Origin of the sequence: Citrobacter sp. Ce104 (genome assembly GCF_030334595.1) — a bacterium.
GTDB lineage: Bacteria > Pseudomonadota > Gammaproteobacteria > Enterobacterales > Enterobacteriaceae > Citrobacter > Citrobacter europaeus.
Genome location: NZ_JAOWDP010000045.1, coordinates 1 through 20,508, shown reverse-complemented (window position 1 = coordinate 20,508; position 20,508 = coordinate 1). Strand labels below are relative to the sequence as shown.

28 protein-coding genes are annotated in these 20,508 nt (G+C 52.0%); 1 reads left to right on the top strand and 27 read right to left on the bottom strand.

Features of this window, described 5'->3' with window-relative positions; all coding sequences use genetic code 11:
• Window positions 1-39: 39 nt before the first annotated feature.
• The 22 genes from OGW16_RS02765 to OGW16_RS02660 form a co-directional block, all read right to left on the bottom strand.
• The gene (locus tag OGW16_RS02765) at window positions 40-642 is read right to left on the bottom strand and encodes a tail assembly protein (RefSeq protein WP_137348426.1); all 603 of its coding nucleotides are present in this window, start codon (window positions 640-642) and stop codon (window positions 40-42) included.
• Between the two features lie 51 nt (window positions 643-693).
• Window positions 694-1,029, bottom strand: coding sequence for a hypothetical protein (locus OGW16_RS02760; protein ID WP_286517762.1), 336 nt, complete (start codon window positions 1,027-1,029; stop codon window positions 694-696).
• 30 nt (window positions 1,030-1,059) lie between these two features.
• Complete coding sequence (locus OGW16_RS02755; protein WP_286517760.1) at window positions 1,060-1,770, bottom strand: C40 family peptidase; 711 nt, start codon at window positions 1,768-1,770, stop codon at window positions 1,060-1,062.
• Between the two features lies 1 nt (window position 1,771).
• Window positions 1,772-2,527 carry a phage minor tail protein L gene (locus tag OGW16_RS02750; protein ID WP_286517758.1) on the bottom strand — a complete coding sequence of 252 codons (756 nt, stop codon included), beginning with the start codon at window positions 2,525-2,527 and terminating at the stop codon, window positions 1,772-1,774.
• A complete protein-coding gene (locus tag OGW16_RS02745; RefSeq protein WP_286517757.1) occupies window positions 2,524-2,871 on the bottom strand; it encodes a phage tail protein in 348 nt (115 codons plus the stop codon). The genes OGW16_RS02750 and OGW16_RS02745 overlap by 4 nt, the downstream gene beginning before the upstream one ends.
• Before the next feature lie 3 nt (window positions 2,872-2,874).
• Entirely contained in the window at window positions 2,875-5,391 is a 2,517-nt protein-coding gene (locus tag OGW16_RS02740) for a phage tail tape measure protein (RefSeq protein ID WP_286517754.1), read from the bottom strand.
• Window positions 5,369-5,647: a phage tail assembly protein T gene (locus tag OGW16_RS02735; RefSeq protein WP_003034817.1), complete on the bottom strand. Its 279-nt coding sequence runs from the start codon at window positions 5,645-5,647 to the stop codon at window positions 5,369-5,371. Before OGW16_RS02735 ends, OGW16_RS02740 begins: the two co-directional genes overlap by 23 nt.
• 50 nt (window positions 5,648-5,697) lie before the next feature.
• Window positions 5,698-6,105, bottom strand: coding sequence for a phage tail assembly chaperone G (gene gpG, locus OGW16_RS02730; protein WP_286517753.1), 408 nt, complete (start codon window positions 6,103-6,105; stop codon window positions 5,698-5,700).
• A 36-nt stretch (window positions 6,106-6,141) separates the two neighbouring features.
• Complete coding sequence (locus OGW16_RS02725) at window positions 6,142-6,879, bottom strand: phage tail protein (protein ID WP_048216152.1); 738 nt, start codon at window positions 6,877-6,879, stop codon at window positions 6,142-6,144.
• Between the two features lie 7 nt (window positions 6,880-6,886).
• Window positions 6,887-7,285, bottom strand: coding sequence for a phage minor tail U family protein (locus OGW16_RS02720; RefSeq protein ID WP_286517751.1), 399 nt, complete (start codon window positions 7,283-7,285; stop codon window positions 6,887-6,889).
• Window positions 7,282-7,836, bottom strand: a complete 555-nt coding sequence (locus OGW16_RS02715) for a phage tail protein (protein WP_003826200.1) — start codon at window positions 7,834-7,836, stop codon at window positions 7,282-7,284. The genes OGW16_RS02720 and OGW16_RS02715 overlap by 4 nt, the downstream gene beginning before the upstream one ends.
• Window positions 7,837-7,845: 9 nt before the next feature.
• Complete coding sequence (locus OGW16_RS02710; protein WP_003826199.1) at window positions 7,846-8,199, bottom strand: head-tail joining protein; 354 nt, start codon at window positions 8,197-8,199, stop codon at window positions 7,846-7,848.
• Between the two features lie 11 nt (window positions 8,200-8,210).
• Entirely contained in the window at window positions 8,211-8,615 is a 405-nt protein-coding gene (gpFI, locus tag OGW16_RS02705; protein ID WP_181219509.1) for a DNA-packaging protein FI, read from the bottom strand.
• Window positions 8,616-8,659: 44 nt separating this feature from the next.
• The gene (locus OGW16_RS02700; protein WP_003034798.1) at window positions 8,660-9,685 is read right to left on the bottom strand and encodes a major capsid protein; all 1,026 of its coding nucleotides are present in this window, start codon (window positions 9,683-9,685) and stop codon (window positions 8,660-8,662) included.
• A 67-nt stretch (window positions 9,686-9,752) separates the two neighbouring features.
• On the bottom strand, window positions 9,753-10,085 hold the full coding sequence (locus OGW16_RS02695) for a head decoration protein (protein WP_286517747.1): 333 nt from the start codon (window positions 10,083-10,085) through the stop codon (window positions 9,753-9,755).
• A gap of 9 nt (window positions 10,086-10,094) precedes the next feature.
• Window positions 10,095-11,432, bottom strand: a complete 1,338-nt coding sequence (locus tag OGW16_RS02690) for a S49 family peptidase (RefSeq protein WP_286517745.1) — start codon at window positions 11,430-11,432, stop codon at window positions 10,095-10,097.
• Complete coding sequence (locus OGW16_RS02685; protein WP_003826190.1) at window positions 11,413-13,005, bottom strand: phage portal protein; 1,593 nt, start codon at window positions 13,003-13,005, stop codon at window positions 11,413-11,415. Before OGW16_RS02685 ends, OGW16_RS02690 begins: the two co-directional genes overlap by 20 nt.
• Window positions 13,002-13,208: a phage head-tail joining protein gene (locus OGW16_RS02680; RefSeq protein WP_003034782.1), complete on the bottom strand. Its 207-nt coding sequence runs from the start codon at window positions 13,206-13,208 to the stop codon at window positions 13,002-13,004. Before OGW16_RS02680 ends, OGW16_RS02685 begins: the two co-directional genes overlap by 4 nt.
• The gene (locus OGW16_RS02675) at window positions 13,208-15,130 is read right to left on the bottom strand and encodes a phage terminase large subunit family protein (RefSeq protein WP_286517743.1); all 1,923 of its coding nucleotides are present in this window, start codon (window positions 15,128-15,130) and stop codon (window positions 13,208-13,210) included. Before OGW16_RS02675 ends, OGW16_RS02680 begins: the two co-directional genes overlap by 1 nt.
• Window positions 15,105-15,650, bottom strand: a complete 546-nt coding sequence (locus OGW16_RS02670) for a terminase small subunit (RefSeq protein ID WP_181219498.1) — start codon at window positions 15,648-15,650, stop codon at window positions 15,105-15,107. Before OGW16_RS02670 ends, OGW16_RS02675 begins: the two co-directional genes overlap by 26 nt.
• A gap of 718 nt (window positions 15,651-16,368) precedes the next feature.
• Window positions 16,369-16,536 carry a YnfU family zinc-binding protein gene (locus tag OGW16_RS02665; RefSeq protein ID WP_219816768.1) on the bottom strand — a complete coding sequence of 56 codons (168 nt, stop codon included), beginning with the start codon at window positions 16,534-16,536 and terminating at the stop codon, window positions 16,369-16,371.
• A 190-nt stretch (window positions 16,537-16,726) separates the two neighbouring features.
• The gene (locus OGW16_RS02660; RefSeq protein ID WP_286517739.1) at window positions 16,727-16,873 is read right to left on the bottom strand and encodes a hypothetical protein; all 147 of its coding nucleotides are present in this window, start codon (window positions 16,871-16,873) and stop codon (window positions 16,727-16,729) included.
• A 244-nt stretch (window positions 16,874-17,117) separates the two neighbouring features.
• Between OGW16_RS02660 and OGW16_RS02655 the strand changes: the two genes are divergently transcribed.
• Entirely contained in the window at window positions 17,118-17,366 is a 249-nt protein-coding gene (locus OGW16_RS02655; protein ID WP_047499049.1) for a hypothetical protein, read from the top strand.
• A gap of 160 nt (window positions 17,367-17,526) precedes the next feature.
• Here OGW16_RS02655 and OGW16_RS02650 read toward each other — a convergent pair whose 3' ends face one another.
• The 5 genes from OGW16_RS02650 to OGW16_RS02630 all read right to left on the bottom strand — a co-directional run bounded on the left by OGW16_RS02650 (window position 17,527) and on the right by OGW16_RS02630 (window position 20,429).
• Window positions 17,527-17,664: a hypothetical protein gene (locus OGW16_RS02650; RefSeq protein WP_286517737.1), complete on the bottom strand. Its 138-nt coding sequence runs from the start codon at window positions 17,662-17,664 to the stop codon at window positions 17,527-17,529.
• 303 nt (window positions 17,665-17,967) lie between these two features.
• Window positions 17,968-18,549, bottom strand: coding sequence for a hypothetical protein (locus OGW16_RS02645; protein ID WP_286517736.1), 582 nt, complete (start codon window positions 18,547-18,549; stop codon window positions 17,968-17,970).
• Window positions 18,546-19,094 (bottom strand): lysozyme, encoded by a 549-nt coding sequence (locus OGW16_RS02640; RefSeq protein ID WP_286517733.1) that lies wholly within the window; start codon window positions 19,092-19,094, stop codon window positions 18,546-18,548. Before OGW16_RS02640 ends, OGW16_RS02645 begins: the two co-directional genes overlap by 4 nt.
• On the bottom strand, window positions 19,066-19,308 hold the full coding sequence (locus tag OGW16_RS02635; protein ID WP_286517823.1) for a phage holin: 243 nt from the start codon (window positions 19,306-19,308) through the stop codon (window positions 19,066-19,068). The genes OGW16_RS02640 and OGW16_RS02635 overlap by 29 nt, the downstream gene beginning before the upstream one ends.
• A gap of 9 nt (window positions 19,309-19,317) precedes the next feature.
• A protein-coding gene (locus OGW16_RS02630; protein ID WP_218710987.1) for an IS3 family transposase occupies window positions 19,318-20,429 on the bottom strand; the annotation gives its coding sequence in 2 pieces (ribosomal slippage) (window positions 19,318-20,168 and window positions 20,168-20,429; 1,113 coding nt in all).
• Window positions 20,430-20,508 lie beyond the last annotated feature (79 nt).

The following is a 20,508-nucleotide window of genomic DNA, read 5'->3' as shown; positions in this document are numbered from 1 at the left end:
AAAGCCACCATAAGGTAGCCTGAAAGGAAGATTATTTTGTTATTGCTGGTCTTCGACGTATATACCAGCAGAGATGATCGCCCCACCAATACGCCTGCGTCCGTATAGAAGCGGAACTGGATTACCCTGAGCAGCAGTGTTAGTTACACCACCGAATGCATACGATGCCCGATTTTCGGCATCCTGTTTGCTGGCAAGTCCTGCTGGCTGTGGCGAAAGCATTTGAACAACACCACCAAGCATCATTGCAGCGCCTATTTTCATAGCGGCAGGGCCCCAAGCTGCACCGCCCCATGCTTGGCCGATAGTAGCCCCCAAAGCACCAACAACAACAAGTACAGCCCCTAAAACTGTTTGAAGTAGGCCTGCCTTTTTACTGCCAATTACAACAGGGATAATTCTTATCACCTCTCCTGTAACTGGAAAACCTAAATCATCTTTTCCAATATTTCTTTTCCCTTTAAATACAGCATACGTTAGACCACGATTTTTACTCGTATTTAAATATTGTTCAAATCCACAAATTGTTTTTGATAATGCATTGATAGCCTCTGCTGTTGTTCGTATTAGTCTGTCATGGGTTCTACCAAATGTTTTACCTAACGCGCCACCTAGTTCAATCCGAGTCATTATTTCTTGCATATTTACTCCAATAAAAAAGCCACTAACGTGGCTTTGAAAAACAGAAATAAATTAAATGCATGATCGCGCTATTTTACCCCACGGGTCACCGATACCTTTATTTGCAGCATAGACTTTCACATCGGCCCCTCTCTCAGAGTCATCTTGAATAATAGCCATCGAAAGAACACCAAATAAATCATCAGCGGCTGATATTCTATATCCAGTTTCAGTTTCTATACTTGTAGCCTGTGGATGCAGTTCCTGCCACTTAGGTGACATGCATTTGTTGAGTTGTGCAGCACTCTTTGAGGTATGACCAGAATAAATAGGCTGTCCTTCCTGTAAGGAAGATGCACTACAACCAAATAAACCCAGTAGTGAAATCAATAATATGTTTTTTTTCATATCCCTATCCCCTTTTGATAATGCAAAAGATTAGCACAGAGACTTATGCCGTAGAACCTTCATCGTCCGTTCCTGCCAGTAGCCACCGTAAGGCACTCGCTGACTCAAATGGCCATAAAGATGGTGGAGTAACATATTACCTTCGAGCAGGATCCCGGCATGGTTCCACTTATTAGCCTGGACCTGCATGATAACCATATCACCTGGCTGCGGTGCGCCGCTGAATTCACGGAATCCGCATTCATACCAGCAATCGTGGTAGAAGTTTTCGGGATAACTGTCTTCCCACCAGGGATAATCCACGCGGTAATCCGTCAGCTCAATGCCATGCGTTTGCCGGAAATAGCTCATCACCAGCCCCCAGCAATCGAAGTGACCGAGCACAAATGGTCGCTCCAGTAGCGGCAGCTCGCCCCGCGGCTGGATAGTACGTACATCTCCCTCCGGCCAGCTGACGATATGCCAGGGAAGTAACGTAGCGTCACACTGTGCCTTATCCAGTTCGCTCGCCTGCGTCGTGGCATCCGGGTGGCTGTGGACAATGGCAATCACTGTTCCCCAGTCTTCGGCAGCGGCGTAATCTTCCAGCGACAGGTGGAAATGCTCTGTCGGATCGGTTGCCAGATTACGGCAGGGAATGTACCGCTGCACCCTGCTTTTTTGCACCACTACGCCGCAGCATTCGCGCGGATATTCAGCAGCAGCATGCGCCATAATAGCGTCGATAATTTTCTGACGCATATCAGCTCCTGATCAGGGATGTGCCAGGGAAGCCACCGAACGGCAACTCGTTCCCCTCGCCATGCCTCAACTTGCACGCAGTGAGCGTACCGGGGCATTCATCGAGTGACGGATCGTTAACCGGGTTGTTGTGCTTGTCGAAATAACGCGTTCCGGCATAGTCACATCCATCACCTGAGCGATATTTGTTACGGATACACCAGGTACAAAGCGAATGTAGCTGGCGCGTCGGGATCATCAGCCCCTGCAGGTCCATTGGACTGGACAACGTAAACGCCACCACCTCGTTGGTTTCAGTGCTCTTGGCGTCAATGTAAAACACCTTCAGCTTTTCCTGCTGCGGATCCGCTGACGGGTTGCCCTCCGGATAGTTTTTCGCATCCAGATACTGCGCCAGCGTGTCATGAATCGTGACCTTTGCCTGCAGCAGGTCATCATAAGCAAGACACAGCGCCGTCATGGAACTGTCAAGGTTAGCGACCGACAGCGTCGGCTGCGCGCTGGTCCCGTCGGTCGCTGTCTCAATACCCTCGATCTGGCAGGGCCAGGCTTTATATTCCTGCCCCTGCCACCAGATCGATTTCGCCGGGAGCTTATTGTCATCTCCACCAGCAGCAGCAATTTCATCGGGAGTGTGGGCAATATTGTGGGCGTGGAAGCGGAGAACGTCGGAAACACCAAATGCGGTGCCATCGACTTCAAAAAGCCGGACAACATTGCCCGGCTCAAGTTTCTGATAATCACTGTTTAAGCTCATGGTGCAAACGCCTGTTCAAAGGTGGCTGATACGGCTTCCACCGTTTTACTTTTGGTGACGCGCTGCAGGCTGTCTGCCTCAACGCGCCACAGCGCAAGATCACCGCCTGGCGGGGTAAACGAAAAGGATTTCGTCTTATGGCGCCGCAGGAACGCATAAATATCCCGGACGGTTTGCGGTTCGCCGGTAAATGAAAACTCATAACTGAGCGTTTCATCATTCATCCCGGCACCTGACACCTGCTTATAGCCATCACCAAACTGCGCCGTACGGACGATATCCTTACTTTTCAGGGTCGGCTGGCTGGATGCTTTAATCCGCCATGCAAAATGCTCAATCGCCATTGCTTACCTCTGTTTTGTTGCATTCCAGATAAGGCCTCCGGGTCGGACTTCTCTGGTGATACCTTCCCTGATGGAACTGTTGATCACCTGCTGATAGGCTTTCCCCAGCGCATCGCCGTTTCCTTTCTGCTGACCGGAATCCCCCTGGCCTGTTGTAACCGAAACCGGCGCATACACGCTGACACCAAAAGGAGAAGCAACGCCACCGCCACTCCCCCCGACCAGACCACCAGTCGCATAGCCGCGCATCATGCGATAAAGGTTGCCGACACCGATTCGGTTGGTGGCTTCCTGCGTAAAGACAAACTCTCCACGGTGCACCACACCTGCAGGCTCATACTTGCCGCCGGACCCGGTATAACCACCACCAGCAAAACCCAGCGCTGACGTGGCAGAACTGACCAGGCCGGTCATGGCCTGCTTCATTAGGATCTGCGTCAGCATCGACAACGTGGAACGGGTGAAATCTGCCCAGTTTGCTTTCCCTGTCGTCAGCATATCGGCCATATTCTGGCTGATACCATCGAATGTGGCTGAAGCAGCAGACTTCATCGAGCCATAGGCATCAGCTGCTGAATCGGCATAGTCAGCCCACGCTGATTTCGCCCCGGCCTGCCAGTTGCCGCGGAGCTCGTCCTGTGCGGCATAATATTTCTTCAGTGCATCCAGTTCGTTCTGATAACCCTGATCGGTGTCCGTACCGCCGGCATTCATCCAGCCCTGCCGCAGCTGTGCCTCTTCGTTTTGCCGCTGCGCGCCGCGACTGCTCATGCTGCCCCCGGCCACAAGCGCCCGGGTTTTCTCCCCAATCTGGGTAACGTACTTCTGCGAGCTGTCCTGCAGGCGGTTTAACCGTTCCTGGGCAACAATCTGATCGCCCAACCGGGCATTCACTTCGGCCCGCGCCAGTACCTCGTCTTTGTTCGCCAGCACCGATTTTTCATCGGCGGTCAGCGCGCGCTTTTTGGCGGCCTCTTCCAGCACCGAAAAGCGGGATTGTTGTTTCCACAATTCCTGCCGCTGCTGGCTGATGGTATCCGTGATGCTCTTGTGCTCCTGCAGAGTGCGTAACTGCGCCTCCAGCTCCAGCGTCTGCGCGCTGGCAGTATCGACACTTTTTACACCTGCAGGTGTTTTTACCGCTGAAGGGGCTTTGGGTTTCTTCAGCGAGTCGTCGTATTCTTTTTTCGCAGCTTCCAGATTGATGTTGTAGTCAGCCTGGAGGATCCGTCCGTCTTTAAGCGCCTTGTTCAGTTCATTCTGACGGGCCGTGTACTTCTCCAGCGCAGTCTGCGTCTTTGCATAATTCGACTGCGCTTGCGCGGCATACTTCTGGCGGTCAGATTCAATCACCGCCTCGCGGGCGGCGTTATCCTCAGTGGCCTTTGCCACGCTGGCCTGCTGCTGCGCCATTTCCAGTGCAAGGCGGGCAGACTCCCGATCGTTCCAGTAGCTGGCACGCGCATCATCATTGACATAACCATCACCTTTACGCAGATTCCAGATTTCATCCGCCCGCTTAAAGGCCGCTTCCGCTTTGGCAACCATCTCCTGCGTGGTGTCAGGCCGCCCGATATCGAGCGCCGCATCCCACATCGATTTAAAGGCACGCTTCAGGCTGTCGGCAGCAGACTCAATCGACCCCATATTGTCGCGCAGGCTCTTTGTCTGCTCACGAAAACCGTTCGTCGCCGCATCATTAGCTGCCTGCAGCGCCCCTGCTTCATCACCGGCGCGTTGCAGTTGCGCCACATAAGCAATCTGTTCCGCGGTAACGTTGTGGAACTGCTGCGCCATGGCAATCAGACCAGAGGTCGGATCGTTCGTCAGTTTGCCGAATGCCGCCGCCACCTTATCGACCGGCACACCCGACGCATCGGTAAATTTCGCTACCGCCTGACTCATCTCATCGAACCGGGCACCGGCACGCACTCCGGCGTTAACCAGCTCCGTCAGCGCGCTGCTGGTCTGGTTAAACGTGAGTCCCGCCTGCTCGCCGGATTTCGCCAGCACCAGCATGCGGTTTGAGGTCAGCCCGGCAGTATTACCGGACAGAACCAGCGTTTTGTTGAAATCAGACAGCGTGGACGAGCCCTGATACCAGGCGTAAACCACCGCGCCAGTGGCGGCAGCCAGCGCGCCAACGCCTACCATCACCGGCGATATGGTGCCCAGCAGCGCCCGAAAGGTCGGAATAATACCGCCGAAGGAGTCTTTCACCTGACCGCCCTGCTGCAGCAGGATAAGCCACGGACTCTGCCCACCGGCCAGCTGAGTGGCGATATCCGTAAACTGCGCAGGCAGCATACGCATCGCCGCGTTGTACTGGCCGACTGAAATACCGGCCTTCTTCGCCGCGCTCTCCTGGCGGGTAAATGACTGCTGCACCTTCAGAACAGAGTCATTCGCTGCGTCACCCGTCTGCTTAAACTGCCTTTTTACGTACTCCATCTGCTCGTTGAACTTTGACGAATTAACGTCAAGGTTAACGACCAGGTCACCCACTGCCGTCTGGGCCATAGCGAACACCTCCTGAAATGCCCTCGGCCTTTGCCATCAGCACAGCGTCACCAGGTTCATCATCGGCAATATCCTCCGCAGAAGGTGAAAGCAGGCTGAAGCTGGCAGGGGTTGATGTGGTTTTGGGGTCAAGCGCGGTAATGACGATATGCATCAGCGAGGAAAAATGTGCATCCAGTTGCGCATCATTAAAAAAATTGTCCTGGTAGAACGTTCGCCAGTCGGCGTATTCCGTTGACGACATACCAGCAAGCATGGCGCGCCAGTCCGGGCGGCGAAATTCACGCGCCAGTTTCAGGACGAATGTCAGCTCGCTGGCGAGGACTTTTCCAGACTGACCGGCTCAGTCACAGCGATATCCTCTGGATCATTCGCTTCCTGCAGCGGCACCATGCCGGACAGCAGCTTCACGCTGTACTCTGCAGCGGAAATAATCTCCAGTGGCCAGGTCATCAGCACTTCATTCTGGATCTGCTCAACGTCTTCTTTCGGTGTTTTGTGCGTCCCTTTCAGGGGATGTCCATGCCATAAAGACATGGCCACCAGCAGTGCGCCGGATTTAATCGTCATATCCATCGCCGCCTGCATGTCGGCATCGGTGATACTTTCCAGCGTCTTCAGGTGTTCAAGATGCTCAATACGCTGCAGCGCCGACAGTTCGTAGAGCGTGACGGTCTTACCGTTGCGTTCGAACGGCTCACTTTTTAAAAACATGGGTTACTCCAGAAAGCGGGGCCACAGCCCCGGAAGTCAGGAAACGGTGACTTTACAGGTCGCGACAAAAAGCCCGTCGTTGGTCATCACGATAATGTCGGCGGTTCCGGCGGCAATGCCGGTTACTGTCAGAACCGTACCGGCGACAGTCACTGTGGCTTTACCTGCATCCGTGGTGGTGGCCCGGAAAGATTGATCGCTTGCGCTGGCTGGCGCCACGGTGACATTCAGCGTGGTGGTGGCAGCAACCGCAACGGTGGTGGTCGATTTATCCAGGCTGACGCCGGTTACGGCAATCGCTGCAGCAGCGCTGTCTTCAGCAAGACCTGGTTTGCCGTTGTTGCTGATTTTGACAGAACGGGTAATGGTGTCTTTTGCCGTCACCGTTTTACCCAGGCTGCTTACCCAGCCACGGAACACATCGATGGCGCCATTCGGGTATTTGATTTTGTACGCCAGCACGGTACCGTCATCAAACCAGCGAACCAGATCCTGCTGCCCGCTCTCGGCAGGTTTCCAGGCCAGCGTAAAACTGGCCTCCCCCGCCGATTTCTGCCCCTGCGCGGTAGCAGTCCAGTCGGCATCTTCGTCGTCCAGATAGGTGTCGTCGTTTGATTCGGCAGTCAGTTCACCGGGCTGCAGGTCTTTAATCTTTGCCAGGCGCGTCCAGTCAACATCCGATAATGGGTTGGCGAAGGGGTTACCCGATCCGGAATAAATCCAGAGCGTGGTGGTGGCACCCTTTACCGGCGCCAGTGGGTTTGGTGTAGTCATTACGTCCTCACATTTCGTAAGTAATGGAATATTTCAGATCAGCCGAACTCCACAGCCCAAGATCGTCATCGCGCTGGTAGTCATACCCCTGCTGCACCATGTTATTGATCAGCAGAGAAAGTCCTGGCACATTGCCAAGCACCGGATAAATACGTGACTCCATCCAGTCATCGAGCTCGGAATCGGGTACCTGCGCCGGTAAAAAGATTTCGATATGCAGCGTGGCCTGCCAGATATCAGCATCCAGTTCTTCGCCGGTATACCCGGCATCCGTCAGGAAGACAGCGACCGCCGGAAAATCCCCCTCCTCCAGTACTGCTGGACGTCCGTCAAAATAGAGCGCGTCTTTACCAATATGGCTCTCCAGCGCATCAATAATCGTCTTTCTAATATCAGTGTGTTTCATCGTTTCAGAATCAGCCTGAGTTGGTTTTTAAGGGATGCCCGAAGTTCTTTAGGCATATCCGATTCCATGAGCTTCGGCAGCTCATCTTTAAATGCGGTCGTCAGTGGCGCTGCCAGTGGAATGCTGACCACTTCGATCGGATAGCGGGGTCTGGATGTCCGTCGCATCACATGCCAGCGACCATTTTCCAGTTGTTGAATAAAGGCCCCGGGGAAACGAAAAGGGCCAATACGCAACACACTATTGGCCCCTTTTTTGTCCCGTTTTCTGCGGGATAACCGTACGCTGGCGGTACCGAGCTTTATCGCGGGCAGGTTGCCCCGGTTCACGCGGATCATTGCCATCGGCTTTTTCGCCGTGGCGCGTTTTATCCTAGCGCGTTGTTTTACCAGCTTGCGTGGCACCCGCGTATCTTTCGAAACAACGGCAACGCTTCGGCTGACTGCCCGGGTGGCGACACGGTTAACAGCCTGCGCCGAGGCCCGCGGAACCGCCGTATTGCTGATGCTGTTCAGGTTTGCTATAGCCTGTTCAAGCCCTTTTAAAGACATAGTTCCCCCTTAACGGCGCCGGGTCGCTGCGGGAGGAGAACCCGTACCAAGCCAGATATGGCAGGAGCCACAGTCATCAGGACCAATACGATCAACCCAGAAAGGCTTTCCGTTAATATCCAGCGAGTCCAGCCGTGCAAGCTGCCCAATCGTTGCTGATTTCACAAACAGCGACGGGCTGGTCCCCTCGACACGGATGCCGGGTGTGGCGTAACCGATATTTTCCGGATCATCGAAAACACCACTCAACGTGACGCCAGAAATAGCGCCGGACGTTACTGTTGCAGAAGTCCCCATAACCTGCCGAATAGTGTCATCGGCCTGTGTTATTGCAGCATCAAAAAGGTTATCGAAATCAGCCACACAGCCCCCTGTTAGTGCTCGCGGACCAGCCCAAGTGCAACCAGGCTGTCCGCATCCGCTTCTGTCACGCGGATCACGGTCCCCGCCTCCACAATAGATACCCGTTCATCGCGGGTCGCGTGCAGCGCATCAATGTGAAGCGTGACCAGCGTTTCGACTGCCGTCAGCGCGTCATCTGTTCTATCGCTTAATACAGTATCCACTGGCGGCACGGGGTCTACGGCGCCGGTGGATGCACTACCATCACTCACGCCACCATTTTCAACACTATCGGTATCCGTGCCTTCATCCAGTTCTTCCTCCAGCTCCGCAATGCGCATAGAGAGCTCCTGAATGGTGCCACTGGTATTCACTTCCCGACCAAGCTGCGCGCCAAGCTCATTAAGCCGCGCAATCAACTTTTCTTTTTCAGTCATAAGAACAACTCCAGAACAGGGCCCCGCAGGACCACAGATGAATATCAGGCGAGTTTGACAGACACGAACGCATCCGGGTCAGCCAGCAGCATCAGCGGTGCAGACTGAATCATGGTGAACTCACGCGCCGGATCGCCTGTCTGTACCCAGTTTTTCGGATAACGCGTGGAAGCGTTAATGCCTTCACGCTGGGCATCAACATCCTGAATGCAGCCGTAGGTGCGCAAACCGCGCGCCTGGGTATTACCCAGCACCATGCTCAAATCCGGCAGGTAGTTCTTTTTGGTGTCGTCTTCAATGTATTGCCCGGAGTAAACGACAATGGCCACATCGCCATACATTCCCTTATAGGAGACCGCTTCACCCAGATCTTTCAGCGCCGTTTCCAGTTCAGAGTTAGAACCGCGACGGGTGTCGAGCTTCTCTTTTACCGCTTTGAATGAACGGAACAACGCCCAGCCCTTCGGATCAAAGACGATAATATTGACCACGCCGCTGGCGTTCAGCGCATAGGTTTCAATATCGTCAGTGGGATCATAGGTTTCTTTGTCGCGGGTGCTCCATGCCGCAGCACCTGCCTGGATGATGTTGTTTCCGGCACTGCGTCCCATATCCACCTCAACCGGTTCAAACGCTTCGCCGGTCATGGTGTATTTACCGTTGAGAACAGCAGCCACAGCCTGTTTCTCTTCCACCTGAGCAATCGCCAGTTCTTCATCCTTCATGTTCTGCAGGATAATGCGACGGCGGCGGTAGGCCGGGTCAGCCAGATTTTGCGGGTCTTCATCCGGCAGGCGGCGCAGCGTCATCTGCGGGTTTACCTCGTGCTTGGGCTTGACGTAACCCGGCGTAAACTCTGACGTTGCGCCACCACGGGAGCGGATAACCTTGCCGGAAATAACAGGCGAGACGTACAGCGCCATGTTGACCATGCCCGGGATTTGCGACAGATACACCTTCTCGGTGCTGAAGGGGTAGCTTTCACGGAAGAAGATACGCAGGAAAAGCGGATCGAATTTGAATTTCTTCTCATTGACCGCCAGCAGTTGGGCCGTTGTGTAAATTGACATAGATTTTTCCCGTAAAAAAAGCCGCGATGGCGGCTTCTGTGGATGATGGTTAGTGTTAAGTCGGATGTCAGACGATACTGATGGCTGTACCTGCGAATGCGTTGCGTTTGATGTGTTCATCCGTCACCGCATCCGGCCAGAGCACATCTTCAATACGGAAAGAGCCGGACTTATAGAATGCCAGCTCAGTGCTGCTCTGGTCCGCGGAAACAGCCAGAATGCCACAGGCAGCCCCAGCATGCTGGCCATCCCAGACGTTCAGCTTGCCGGAAGTGGCATCCAGCATCAGAGGCGTCATCGCCGGTACTGCTTTCGTCAGTTCACCGGGTGCATAACCGGTATGCGCCGGATCACTGTTCCCGAGGGGCTGATTGTGAGTAAATTGTTCAGTGTTAGACATGTTGACCTCTTAAACAGGCGTATTTAACAAATCGTCACCCGCCTCAGCAGAAGCGTTACCTGCCGTTACGGTGCCGGGTGCGGTTTCCATCAGACGATCCAGCGCGGTATCCGTGCGCGCCAGAGCACTCTGAGGTGCTGCGGCAAGAATGCGCTGGGCACTTTCCACGGTCATTCCCGGCGTTTCTGCCAGCGCACGCGCCTGTGATTCACGCCCTTTCGCTTCTTCACAGTTCAGGATCCCCATAATGCGGCCGTTTTCGGCTGCGACCGCCGCTGCCACCTGGCTGCTGATATCAACAGTTGCGCCCGCGGCAGGGTCAGTAACGACCACAGCAGGCGCGTCAACGGTGGTCACGGTCTGGTCAGCAGATGCTGCTGGTTGAGTGGTATCTGCGGATGCAGTAGTACCTTTCATGCTTCCTCCTCGGGAAATCATCGTTCGTTTATTAATTGCATCGCGCATAACGTTCAGCGCATCCATGTTGTTGACCAGCTGCTCCGCCAGGCCGTTGTCTACTGATTCCTGGCCTGAAAACACAGCTGCTTCAGTATCAAGAACGGCCTGAATCGACATGCCGGTATAACCTGCCACCTTTTCAGCGAACATCTGCCGGGTAGCGTCGATACGCGCCTGAAAATCTGCACGTACCTCTTTGGGTAATTTCTCGTAGGGGTTCCCGTCCACCTTGTGATCGCCGCTGTAAATCAACGTGACCTCAACGCCGCTGGTTTTAAGGGCGGCGCCGTAATTGCTGTGGGCCATCATGACCCCGATGGATCCCGTTCTGGCCGTCTGCGTCACAAGCCGACGCGATGCCGCACTGGCAATCAACTGGCCAGCGCTGCAGTTCATATCGTTGGCTAACGCCCATATGGGTTTGATATCCCGCATGCGGGCGATGATGTCCGCACAGTCAAAAGCACCCGCCACCATTCCACCTGGCGTATCCATATCCAGAAGAATGCCGTCTACACCCGGGTCACTGATGGCCTGCTGGAGGCGCGCGATGATGCCGTTGTACCCCGTCATCCCCGAATACGGCTGGAGTGAGCGGGTTTTACTGACCAGCGTCCCGGAAACAGGCAGCACCGCGATACCATCAGTGATCTGGTAGCTTCGCGCCGGCTTTGGCCCCATTTCCTCATCATCACCAAAGAGTGCCAGCGGTTCAGCCATCTGCTCTGCGCCAAGCGTCACGCCCGACACGGTGTCGGTCAGACGGGTGATACCTAACTGACCAGCGAGCGCGCAAAAGAAAACCCGCGCATAGGCGGGTTCAAGTAAAAGCGGCTCATTGAAAGCCATACTGGCAATGTGCGGGAGATTACGCAGCTCTGGCGTCATCGGTCCCCTCCTCATTCGATTTTTTCAGTCCAGACTCAAAGGCCGAAGCCGCCCACGCTGGCGGTTTAAGTCCCGCAGCACGGCGCTCCATCGTTTCACGAACCTGCTGGGCAAAGATTTCCTGATAGTCTTCCCCGCGTTTGGCGCATTCCTTCTCATAGGTGCTCAGCCCCGCCTCAATGAGCATGACGGCCTCCTGCACCTCCTTCAGTCCGTCAATGGCCATTCGCCCGGAGCCGATCCAGTCAGCATTTCCCCAGGCGCTTCTCGCCTCCTGAAAACTGAACCGGGCTTTAGAAGGTAATGTCACCACCCGGCGAACAATGGCCTCTTCCAGCCAGCATAAAAACATCTGACAGGCCTGGCGGGAGGCAACAAATTTGCGACGCCCCATAAAGTACGCCCATGACTCGTTAGCACTCGCGCGGGCGGTGGAATAACTCATCTGCGAATAGTTGCGAGAGAGTTGCTCATACGACACACCCAGCCCTGCAGCAATGTAGCGCAGCAAAGATTGTTCAAACGTCGAATAGCCGTTATCAGTATCCTGCGCTGACTGGAGATTCAGGGAGTCGCCCGGCATCAGATGCGGCACCTTCGCGCCGCCGAGACGAACCGGCGCCGCGGTATAGTACGAGGCCATCTCCCCCAGCCAGCCGGTCATCTTGCTTTGCTGCTCTTTACTGTCTGAGCCGAGAATAAAGTCCATCGCGGTTTGCGTATCCAGCTCACTTTCAATCGTGGCGGCATACATCGCCTTGACAATTGCGCTCTGGAGCTGCGTATTCTGCAGCGTATCGAGCATTTTCATTTGCTCCATGACGCTGTAAAACACGTTGGCACCGCGTGTCTGCCCATCTTCCAGGGGTTCAAATACGTGGATAAAGGAAGGCCGCCCGCCGGGCAGTTCACGCGGTATGTAGGTCCACTTCTGCGCCATCCACCCCGGATAGCCATCCTCGCTGACGTAATATCCCAGCGCGGCGCCACTGTCATTTGTTCTGACACCTGCCCGACAGTTTCGCGTGTCTCCGGCATTATTGGGGTTGCTGATGCGTTTTGGGCTCACCATCTTGAACTGTGTGCGGAAAAGACGCGTGGAATCACTGTCCCAGGTGGCCTGTGCACATAACTCACCGTTAAACGCATGCATGGAAACACCTTCGCGGATCATCATGGTGAATGTACGCTTACGTTCCGCATCAATGCAGCAGCAATCATCCTCCGCAAATTCTTTCCAGGCCGCCTCAACTTCACGGGAGAACGCCCGGGCCTCTTCCTCCCCAATGCCCAGAAAACGCCAGCTGGGGCGATAACTGAGCCGGAAAAACGACCCGACAATGTGGTCCTGATGGAGCTGTACCGCGTTTGCCGCATAGCCGTTATTGCGGACCAGATCGTCAGCGCGCGCGTTACCACGGGAAAAATTAGGCAATAACGCAGCATCTGCGCTTTCACTCGGTGGATTCCAGGCGCGGAGCTGACCACCAAAGCCACCAGCACCGCCGTGATATCCGGCATAATCCCGCAGAGCGGTTTTGCCGTCCGGTCCTAACAAAGCAGGTGTTTTCATGCGTAAAATCCTGCCGGTCCCCGGCGTCGTGGAGTGGTGCCAACCTGTGACTCAAGTTCGGCAATGTATTTCTTCAGGTCACTGACTGAAGTCGCAGTGAACTCAACCCGCCGGCCGTCTTTTTGCACCGTTGCCACCCGCTTTCCCATCATGAGGTCATGCAACGCAGCACGGGCGGCATCCAGATCAGTCTGTGTCGCCATTATTCATCTCCAGATAATGCCCGGGCATAATCAGCCAGGGTTTTGTTATTGGTCCGCCCCCCCTCTTCCTCCAGCAGGCTCGCGAGCAGTGAATCAAGATTCAGTTGCCATCGCGAAATACTGATCCGCAGGGCCGCCAGCGCATAAACGAAGCAGTCCAGCGCTTCATTTCGTCGCTTTTTGCTGTCCCAGACGATTTTCTTACGCCCGTCCACCCATTTTTCAACCTGCTCCTCAGCAGTCAGTTGCTGTGCCTCAGCCAGATCGTAAATTTCGGGGTTATTGGGAAAATGCACGGCACCGGCAAGAGGTTCACTCCCTTCCGGCTGAAGTGTGAAGCGGTTATAAATCTGCTCCTTTGCGGTATCAGTCCCCACTTCCGTCAGATAAACGCCGTTCTTGTTGCGTTTACGCGGCATATTCGCGACGGGCTTACCGTAAACGGAAGCCCCTTTAATCGGGATCACGCGAAACAGACCATGCTTTTTTGAGCGATTGTAGACAATGGTGGGGTCAATACCGCCGATATCCCAGCAGATACGGGATACCGACATTTCCACGCCATTCTTTCGGGAATAGGTTCGGTTAATCGCCTCGTCCACCCTGACGAGGGTCGCTTCATCATCATGACGGCCCATAATGATCTGCCGGTCAATCAGCCAGCTTTCCTCACCGGGTCCCCATCCCCAGACGCGCATTTCATATCGATCCAGTTGGGAGTCGATCCCGGCTGTCAGATAAGCAACACGCTCCGGTACGGATGCGCCGAAGAACTCTTTGCGTTCGGCCATGAGCTCCGCATCAGGCCGTTCACCAATTTTAGGCTCCCATGTTTCGCCCAGAGTGGTGTTCACGAAGGTTTTACGCTTTCCGGTATCCCCTTTCGTTTTTAGCCAGTCTTTGACGATCTGTATCCAAGTGGTAAACGGGCTGTATGCCGTCCAGATGTGAAACGTCACGCTGTCTGGCGGGTCGATTTCGGTGCCTGTTGATGAAAACCAGGATAAACCGTCGCGCGTCCAGATCCCGGTGGTGTCGCAGATGTAACGTGCTTCAGTGAAATCCAGCTCCTGCTGCTTAATGACGCAGGCATTATGTTCACACAGGTAAAAGACGCTGGAGGGTTCGCCCGGTGTCCATTTCAGCCCGAACGGGGTCTCTTTGTCGCCGAATTTAAGGTACTGCTCTTCACCACAGTGCGGACAGGCAACATGAAAACGCATGAAATGCCCGGATTCGCTGGCAGCACGCTCAATCTGGCAGGTTCCCTTTGTTTTTGGCGTTGATCCGCGAATAGATTTGGGCCAGACAGAGCCCTCAATACGTTTGTCACCGAGAAACGTCGGGGAACCCTCTTTCTCAATATCCTCATCAAAAGCAGCGAGTTCGTCATAGCCGGCAACATCCACTGACTTTTCACGATAGTTTTTCGCCGCCTTACCACCCAGACACCAGAACCCGCGACCGTTGGAGAAACGTTTCATACTGAGCGTATTATCCCGGTGCTTTTTGCCATACCAGGGGGCCAGCGCCAGAAGTGACGGAATATCGCGAATCGTCGGCTCAACATGCGACTTCATGAAGTTTTCGGCGTCACCATCCGTGGGCAGCCAGATAAGGGAATTTCGCTGCTTGTGCTGTATAAAATACGCATAAACACCCAGCAACATTTTTGAATAGCCAACACGGGCAGACTTAACAACGTTAACTTCACGAATGTAGTCGTTACCCATCGCATTCATGATCGCGCGCTGAAACGGCAACGTTTCCCAGCGCCCTTCCTGGTAGGCCGACTCTTTGGGGAGATAGTAATTATCGTCTGCCCATTCAACCGCCGTTTGCGGCTCAGGTCGGTACAGCGAAAGTAGACCCGTGCGCGCAGAGTGCTGCAGCCCCTTAACCTGACTGTTCGATATATTCACTCAGCAACCCCGGTATTATTTCATCCAGCGCAGCTGCTTTGTTCATGGCTTTAATGATGTCCTTCTTGAGGAAATCAATATGTCGGTTTTCCAGCTCCGGGAAGCGCCGCTGAACCGACAGAGGAACTCCATCAAGAATGCTGGCTACTTCTCCGGCCATCCGCGACAGCACGAACGTACAGAATGCGGTTTCCACCACCTCAGCGGAATCTTTTGCATTTTTTAGTTCCTGGGCATCTGCCTGCGCTCGGGTGAGGCGGTGACGCTCATAGTCAATCGTACCTGGCTGAAGGTCGGATTCCGATGCAAGACGAAGGTCTTCCACCTCCTTCCGTAATTTCTCATTCTCAATCGCCGCGTCGCGTGCGGAAAACCATTCGATAGCCGCGGAAGATTCATAGAGGACCTCATTACCTTTTCCACCGCCACGTGCTACAGGCATTCCCTGATCCTGCCAGTTCTGAATGGTTCGCACGCTGACCCCAAATATTTCAGAAAGACGCTTTTTGTTGACCTCCATAGCTCACTCCATACACAAAAACAGAGAAAGGAAACGCCCTCTGGCTATTTAGCCGTTTTTTAGGCTTATCATTTCCTTTCTTTTCAGGGGGTGTTTACAGTTAAAACAATGAATTAGCGAGAAGAAGAACGGAAACGGCAAATGCCTGAAAATTTTCATAAATAGCGAGAATCTGCGCGGTCGCCGCCCCGTAACAGCTCTGATTGCCAGAAAGGACCCGAAAATTATAATGATTATCAAATTATATGAACAAAATGCGCCAAACTCTGTGCCATTGCCCCTAGCCCAGTGACTGGCAGTCTGTTCGGGAGTACCTTCTTCACTCTTAGTTTCCATCCAGCACCCTCTGATGATATAAACGTAATCAGATAGTTATAGATAGGGTTTAAAACGGCATTTATTCATTTCTAAGGAAAAGTATCGTGAAATATTTCGCTTTAATTTCAGCTCTTCTACTGTCTGGATGTGCAGGCCCAGCAGGATCCTATTGGGGTATAACACCAGCAAATTCAGACATCTGCCCTTCCGGGCAATCAGCCTCAGGTGAGTGTCGTTAATTTTCAATTCCTTTCACGAGTGAGTTCGTCGCACGGCAGAACCTCGAGGAGTAAACGGTTTTCCCTGGCCCACCAACTGAAATACATCTCTTTGATGTACGCGTGCAATATGCATAGAAAAGCCCCGCAATTGCGAGGCTTGAGTTTATTTCTCTTGCGAACTACTTGTTGTGAATGACAAATAGCGATTTACATTTAGGACAAAGCAACGCCTGTTGCTGTCGTACTTTCGTGGTGGACTGTGTGGAATTATGCCCACATATCGGACACATAACAGTCATGCTGGCTACAAGGCCAACGCGACGCATTGCGTTATCAAAATATGACATGATGGTTAACCTTTAAATGAGTGTGGTTCACCATATCACAATCAGTTCATTTATTAACCAACTATTCTCGTATATTTGACATTATAACTATTTATCATAGTCATGCATACCTACAGCAATACCCTGAATTAGCCCGAAGATTAGCAATGAAAATTATTTCCTTTTTCACCGTAATTGTAACAGCACTTCATTAGGCGCTGGAATAATCATCGGGATTCTTCACAACCCAGTCACCTTTCCTGTCCTTTACAACTTCAATAAATTCATCAGTATGAGAATATGAACCGCCTTCATCTTCCCACTCATTTAACGAATGTAACCATTCATCCTGTGTCACGATTTTTCCTTTTACAGTACTACTCAAAAAAATAGTCATAACTATTATGCCGGTAATTTAAGGAATCGATTCACTTTGATTATAGGTTAGATATCACATAGCATATCTCCTATAGCTCCTGAAAATATATCAAATAAAATTATTAGAACATTTCAATATATATCAAATCATTATCAGCGTTTTCCATGTGCATTTATTCTAACTGCTATACTTTATAGATCACTAATTATTGGAGATTTAGTTTATGTTTGGTATAAAAAAAGATAAAAACCATATTATTCATGGTGAGCTGGAGGAAAGTTATGGTGAGGCTCTGGAGTCACCTGACCATAAATTTAATGATACAGCAAGAAAATACGCATCCAGAGCAGGGGATGCAGTGCGAACAAGTACAGATAACATCAAGAGTCAGATAGAGTCCAATCCAATAACGTGCGTCGCCGTAGCTGCGACAACCGCGTTTATAATTGGTTTTTTGATTGGGCGGCGTTAAATAATAAATGGCTCACACCGAGCCATTTAAACCGTAGAACACATAAGTAGCAAAAATAAACAACATTGCTTATTTTTTAAATTTCATTTATACGAAGTTCTAATCGAATTCTCAACACATAAAAAACCGCCTAGATTACGACGGTTTATTATGATGCGTATCATTTAGGAGAATCCCTTTCAATTTCGGGATCATTTGGCTCTGAGGGTTCTCCGTCATCTGGATAAATAGGTTTATCTTCTCCAGGGAAGGGTAAATCTTCAGGCATCGGATCAACTATATCAGGACGATCTGTCATAAAACCACCTTTAAATTACTAAGAAAACAACAAAGCATTATGTTTACTTTTGTGTTTTTTTAGTTTTATTCTTTTCCTCATCATCATTTTTTCTATCCTTGTTCTTAGATTGATCAGGAGATATGTTCATTGAGTAAAAGTTCATGGAAAACTCCAATTTATTCTCCAGCAAGTCGCTGTGGTTATAGTATAGTTAAAAAAAACCATAAAAATTAACGAGGCGGTTATTATTTCGCGCAAACACATCCATGTCATTAATTAATGAGAAATTAAAAAACATACTTACAATTAATTTACATAATCCTATAGGGCAAAATTATTTTTATGTTTTCTAATTACCGCATCGCTTACAACCGGCCTCTGCCTTTTTATCTCTTCAATTTCTCTAATCCCTGCAAGTTGGTTGTTTGCCTTCTCTATTGCTGCAAGAAGAGGTTTAATCCAGAGTACGGCCTGGCAGTACGTCAGCGCGCGGGAGGCAACGGGACTATCACCGGTTGCGTCAGCGTCCCCGGAATCGGAGTACATTGAGCTGGCACGTAAACGGTTCGCGTAGTTGAGCAGCCCGCCAGCGACATCAGCAGGAACAGGTAGATCACAGTTTTTTTCATATCGAAGGATCTCCCGGTATTCGATGACGGTCTTTTCGATACCCGCATCAATGAGCGAATTTAAGCGACTGGCGTTTTCCGCAACCTGATTAAACCGGTTGAAGTTGAAAGCCTGAGTGGTTATTACCGTCGCTTGCAGCGCGTTATCACTGCGCAAAACCCGGTTATCACTCTGAGTCTTTTCCAGCGCTATGCTACTGCGCGCCAGTAATACACTGAGAACCGCGATAATAGTCACCGCTACAATCCCAACAAAAATCAGGGTTCTGTTCACGGGTCTATCCCCCAGCACGCCAGCACGCTTTCCTGGTCCCTCCGTTCTACCTGCCCGTAGCAGCCATTCTTCTGGCCTTTGGTCAGGCGACAATCGCGGCCACCGTCTTTAATCCACCAGCGGATCGCTTCACAGGCACCTTTACGGTCGCCTGTATTAATTCGCTTATAGAAAGTAGACGGGAAGCATTTTCCGGGACCGATGTTATATGGGCAGAAAGATGCGAGCCCGGCTTTCTGTGGTTCTGTCAGTGGTACCTTGATATTTCGCTCAACCCATGCCAGCGCCTTGTCGCGCTCAATGGCGTTTACCTGGGTGCATTTCTCAGCAGACAGCTTCATGCCCTGAACTACTGGCTTACCATCAACTATCGTGGCGCCACGGCAAATAGTCCAGATTCCGCCGCCGTCGCGATATGCTGTCAGGCTGTTACCCTCTTTTTCATCCAGAAACTGATCGAGAATCACGGGCGCGGAAGCCCCCGCAAGAATCAAACCAACGACCGCTGCGCTCAGTTTATTCTTCAACTTTGCTGGCATAACCATTGCGCCGATCCTCCCGTTCTTTCCAGCGGAAATACCAGTTCACTGCACAGGTGATAACGGTACATGCGATACCGACAATGATTGCCCAGTCACTCAGGCTTAATCCTGCAATTCTGTCGGCCAACATCCAGGACACCTCTTTTGCTGTTTTAGCTGTTTCGGCGTATGCCTTTGCTGATACACCGCAACCAGCTAACGTGGTTCCTGTGTAAATAGACCCGTTTTAGTTCCATGCATTTTTTGAGATCCCGGCCAAATAATGGTGCTGTCGGTATTCCTCCGGTGTCATATTGTTCAGTGATTCATGCGGGCGTTCACAGTTATATTCTGACAACCATTTCTCCGTAATTTCCCGCACTTCACTCAGCGTTCTGAACAGATAAAAATCGAGTATTTCTGTACGGTATGTCCGGTTAAAGCGCTCAATAAAAGCGTTCTGCGTCGGCTTACCCGGCTGAATAAATTCCAGTTTTACTGCATGTTGCTCTGCCCATTCAGCCAGTGCCAGAGAGATAAATTCCGGACCATTATCCATGCGTAGCATGACCGGATAGCCGCGATTTGCCGCAATCCTGTCGAGTACACGGACCACGCGCAAAGCTGGCAGATTCAGATCGATTTCAATCGACAATGCCTCACGGTTAAAGTCATCAACGACATTGAACGTGCGAAAACGACGGCCACAGACCAGAGCATCATGCATAAAATCGACAGACCAGCTCTGGTTCAGCGCTTCCGGTGTGGCCAGTGGCGAGGGATTACGCACCGGCAACCGTTGTTTGCCTTTACGGCGAAAATTCAGCTTCAGCAGACAATAAATACGATGGATCCTTTTGTGATTCCACGGGTATCCCTGCCGCCGCAGAACCTGGAAAAGTTTTGGAAAACCGTATCGTGGGTATCGCTCTGCCACTGCCTGCAACGCGACAATAACAGGTTCGTCACGCGTGGTATCCGGACGGTAATGGTAAACCGTTCTGCTCAGGTTCAGACTCCGGCAGGCCTGACGGATACTGAGTCCAAATGTCGTTATCAGATGAGTGACCAGCTCACGCTTAAAGGCTGGTTTTAAAGCTTTTTTTCGATAACGTCTTTCAGCGCCCGGTTCTCAAGGCTCAGGTCGGCAAACATCTGTTTGAGACGCCGATTCTCGTCCTCAAGATCCTTGATCTTTTTAATATCAGAAGCCTCCATGCCGCCGTATCTGGATTTCCAGTTGTAGTAGGTGGCTTCAGAGATACCGGCCTCCCGGCAGACATCTTTAACGGTTCGTCCGGCTTCAACCGACTTAATCACAGCGATGATCTGATGCTCAGTAAAACGGGCTTTACGCATAGCGCTCTCCTTCGTTGGCAGATTGATTATGCCGGATGAGCTCTAAATGTGAATGGCACGATTATGCGGGATACTTACA

Coding starts and splice junctions, on each gene's coding strand:
- OGW16_RS02765 (WP_137348426.1), bottom strand. CDS start 642: ATGCAAGAAATAATGACTCGGATTGAACTAGGTGGCGCGTTAGGTAAA.
- OGW16_RS02760 (WP_286517762.1), bottom strand. CDS start 1,029: ATGAAAAAAAACATATTATTGATTTCACTACTGGGTTTATTTGGTTGT.
- OGW16_RS02755 (WP_286517760.1), bottom strand. CDS start 1,770: ATGCGTCAGAAAATTATCGACGCTATTATGGCGCATGCTGCTGCTGAA.
- OGW16_RS02750 (WP_286517758.1), bottom strand. CDS start 2,527: ATGAGCTTAAACAGTGATTATCAGAAACTTGAGCCGGGCAATGTTGTC.
- OGW16_RS02745 (WP_286517757.1), bottom strand. CDS start 2,871: ATGGCGATTGAGCATTTTGCATGGCGGATTAAAGCATCCAGCCAGCCG.
- OGW16_RS02740 (WP_286517754.1), bottom strand. CDS start 5,391: ATGGCCCAGACGGCAGTGGGTGACCTGGTCGTTAACCTTGACGTTAAT.
- OGW16_RS02735 (WP_003034817.1), bottom strand. CDS start 5,647: ATGCTTGCTGGTATGTCGTCAACGGAATACGCCGACTGGCGAACGTTC.
- gpG (WP_286517753.1), bottom strand. CDS start 6,105: ATGTTTTTAAAAAGTGAGCCGTTCGAACGCAACGGTAAGACCGTCACG.
- OGW16_RS02725 (WP_048216152.1), bottom strand. CDS start 6,879: ATGACTACACCAAACCCACTGGCGCCGGTAAAGGGTGCCACCACCACG.
- OGW16_RS02720 (WP_286517751.1), bottom strand. CDS start 7,285: ATGAAACACACTGATATTAGAAAGACGATTATTGATGCGCTGGAGAGC.
- OGW16_RS02715 (WP_003826200.1), bottom strand. CDS start 7,836: ATGTCTTTAAAAGGGCTTGAACAGGCTATAGCAAACCTGAACAGCATC.
- gpFI (WP_181219509.1), bottom strand. CDS start 8,615: ATGACTGAAAAAGAAAAGTTGATTGCGCGGCTTAATGAGCTTGGCGCG.
- OGW16_RS02700 (WP_003034798.1), bottom strand. CDS start 9,685: ATGTCAATTTACACAACGGCCCAACTGCTGGCGGTCAATGAGAAGAAA.
- OGW16_RS02695 (WP_286517747.1), bottom strand. CDS start 10,085: ATGTCTAACACTGAACAATTTACTCACAATCAGCCCCTCGGGAACAGT.
- OGW16_RS02690 (WP_286517745.1), bottom strand. CDS start 11,432: ATGACGCCAGAGCTGCGTAATCTCCCGCACATTGCCAGTATGGCTTTC.
- OGW16_RS02685 (WP_003826190.1), bottom strand. CDS start 13,005: ATGAAAACACCTGCTTTGTTAGGACCGGACGGCAAAACCGCTCTGCGG.
- OGW16_RS02680 (WP_003034782.1), bottom strand. CDS start 13,208: ATGGCGACACAGACTGATCTGGATGCCGCCCGTGCTGCGTTGCATGAC.
- OGW16_RS02670 (WP_181219498.1), bottom strand. CDS start 15,650: ATGGAGGTCAACAAAAAGCGTCTTTCTGAAATATTTGGGGTCAGCGTG.
- OGW16_RS02665 (WP_219816768.1), bottom strand. CDS start 16,536: ATGTCATATTTTGATAACGCAATGCGTCGCGTTGGCCTTGTAGCCAGC.
- OGW16_RS02655 (WP_047499049.1), top strand. CDS start 17,118: ATGTTTGGTATAAAAAAAGATAAAAACCATATTATTCATGGTGAGCTG.
- OGW16_RS02650 (WP_286517737.1), bottom strand. CDS start 17,664: ATGACAGATCGTCCTGATATAGTTGATCCGATGCCTGAAGATTTACCC.
- OGW16_RS02640 (WP_286517733.1), bottom strand. CDS start 19,094: ATGGTTATGCCAGCAAAGTTGAAGAATAAACTGAGCGCAGCGGTCGTT.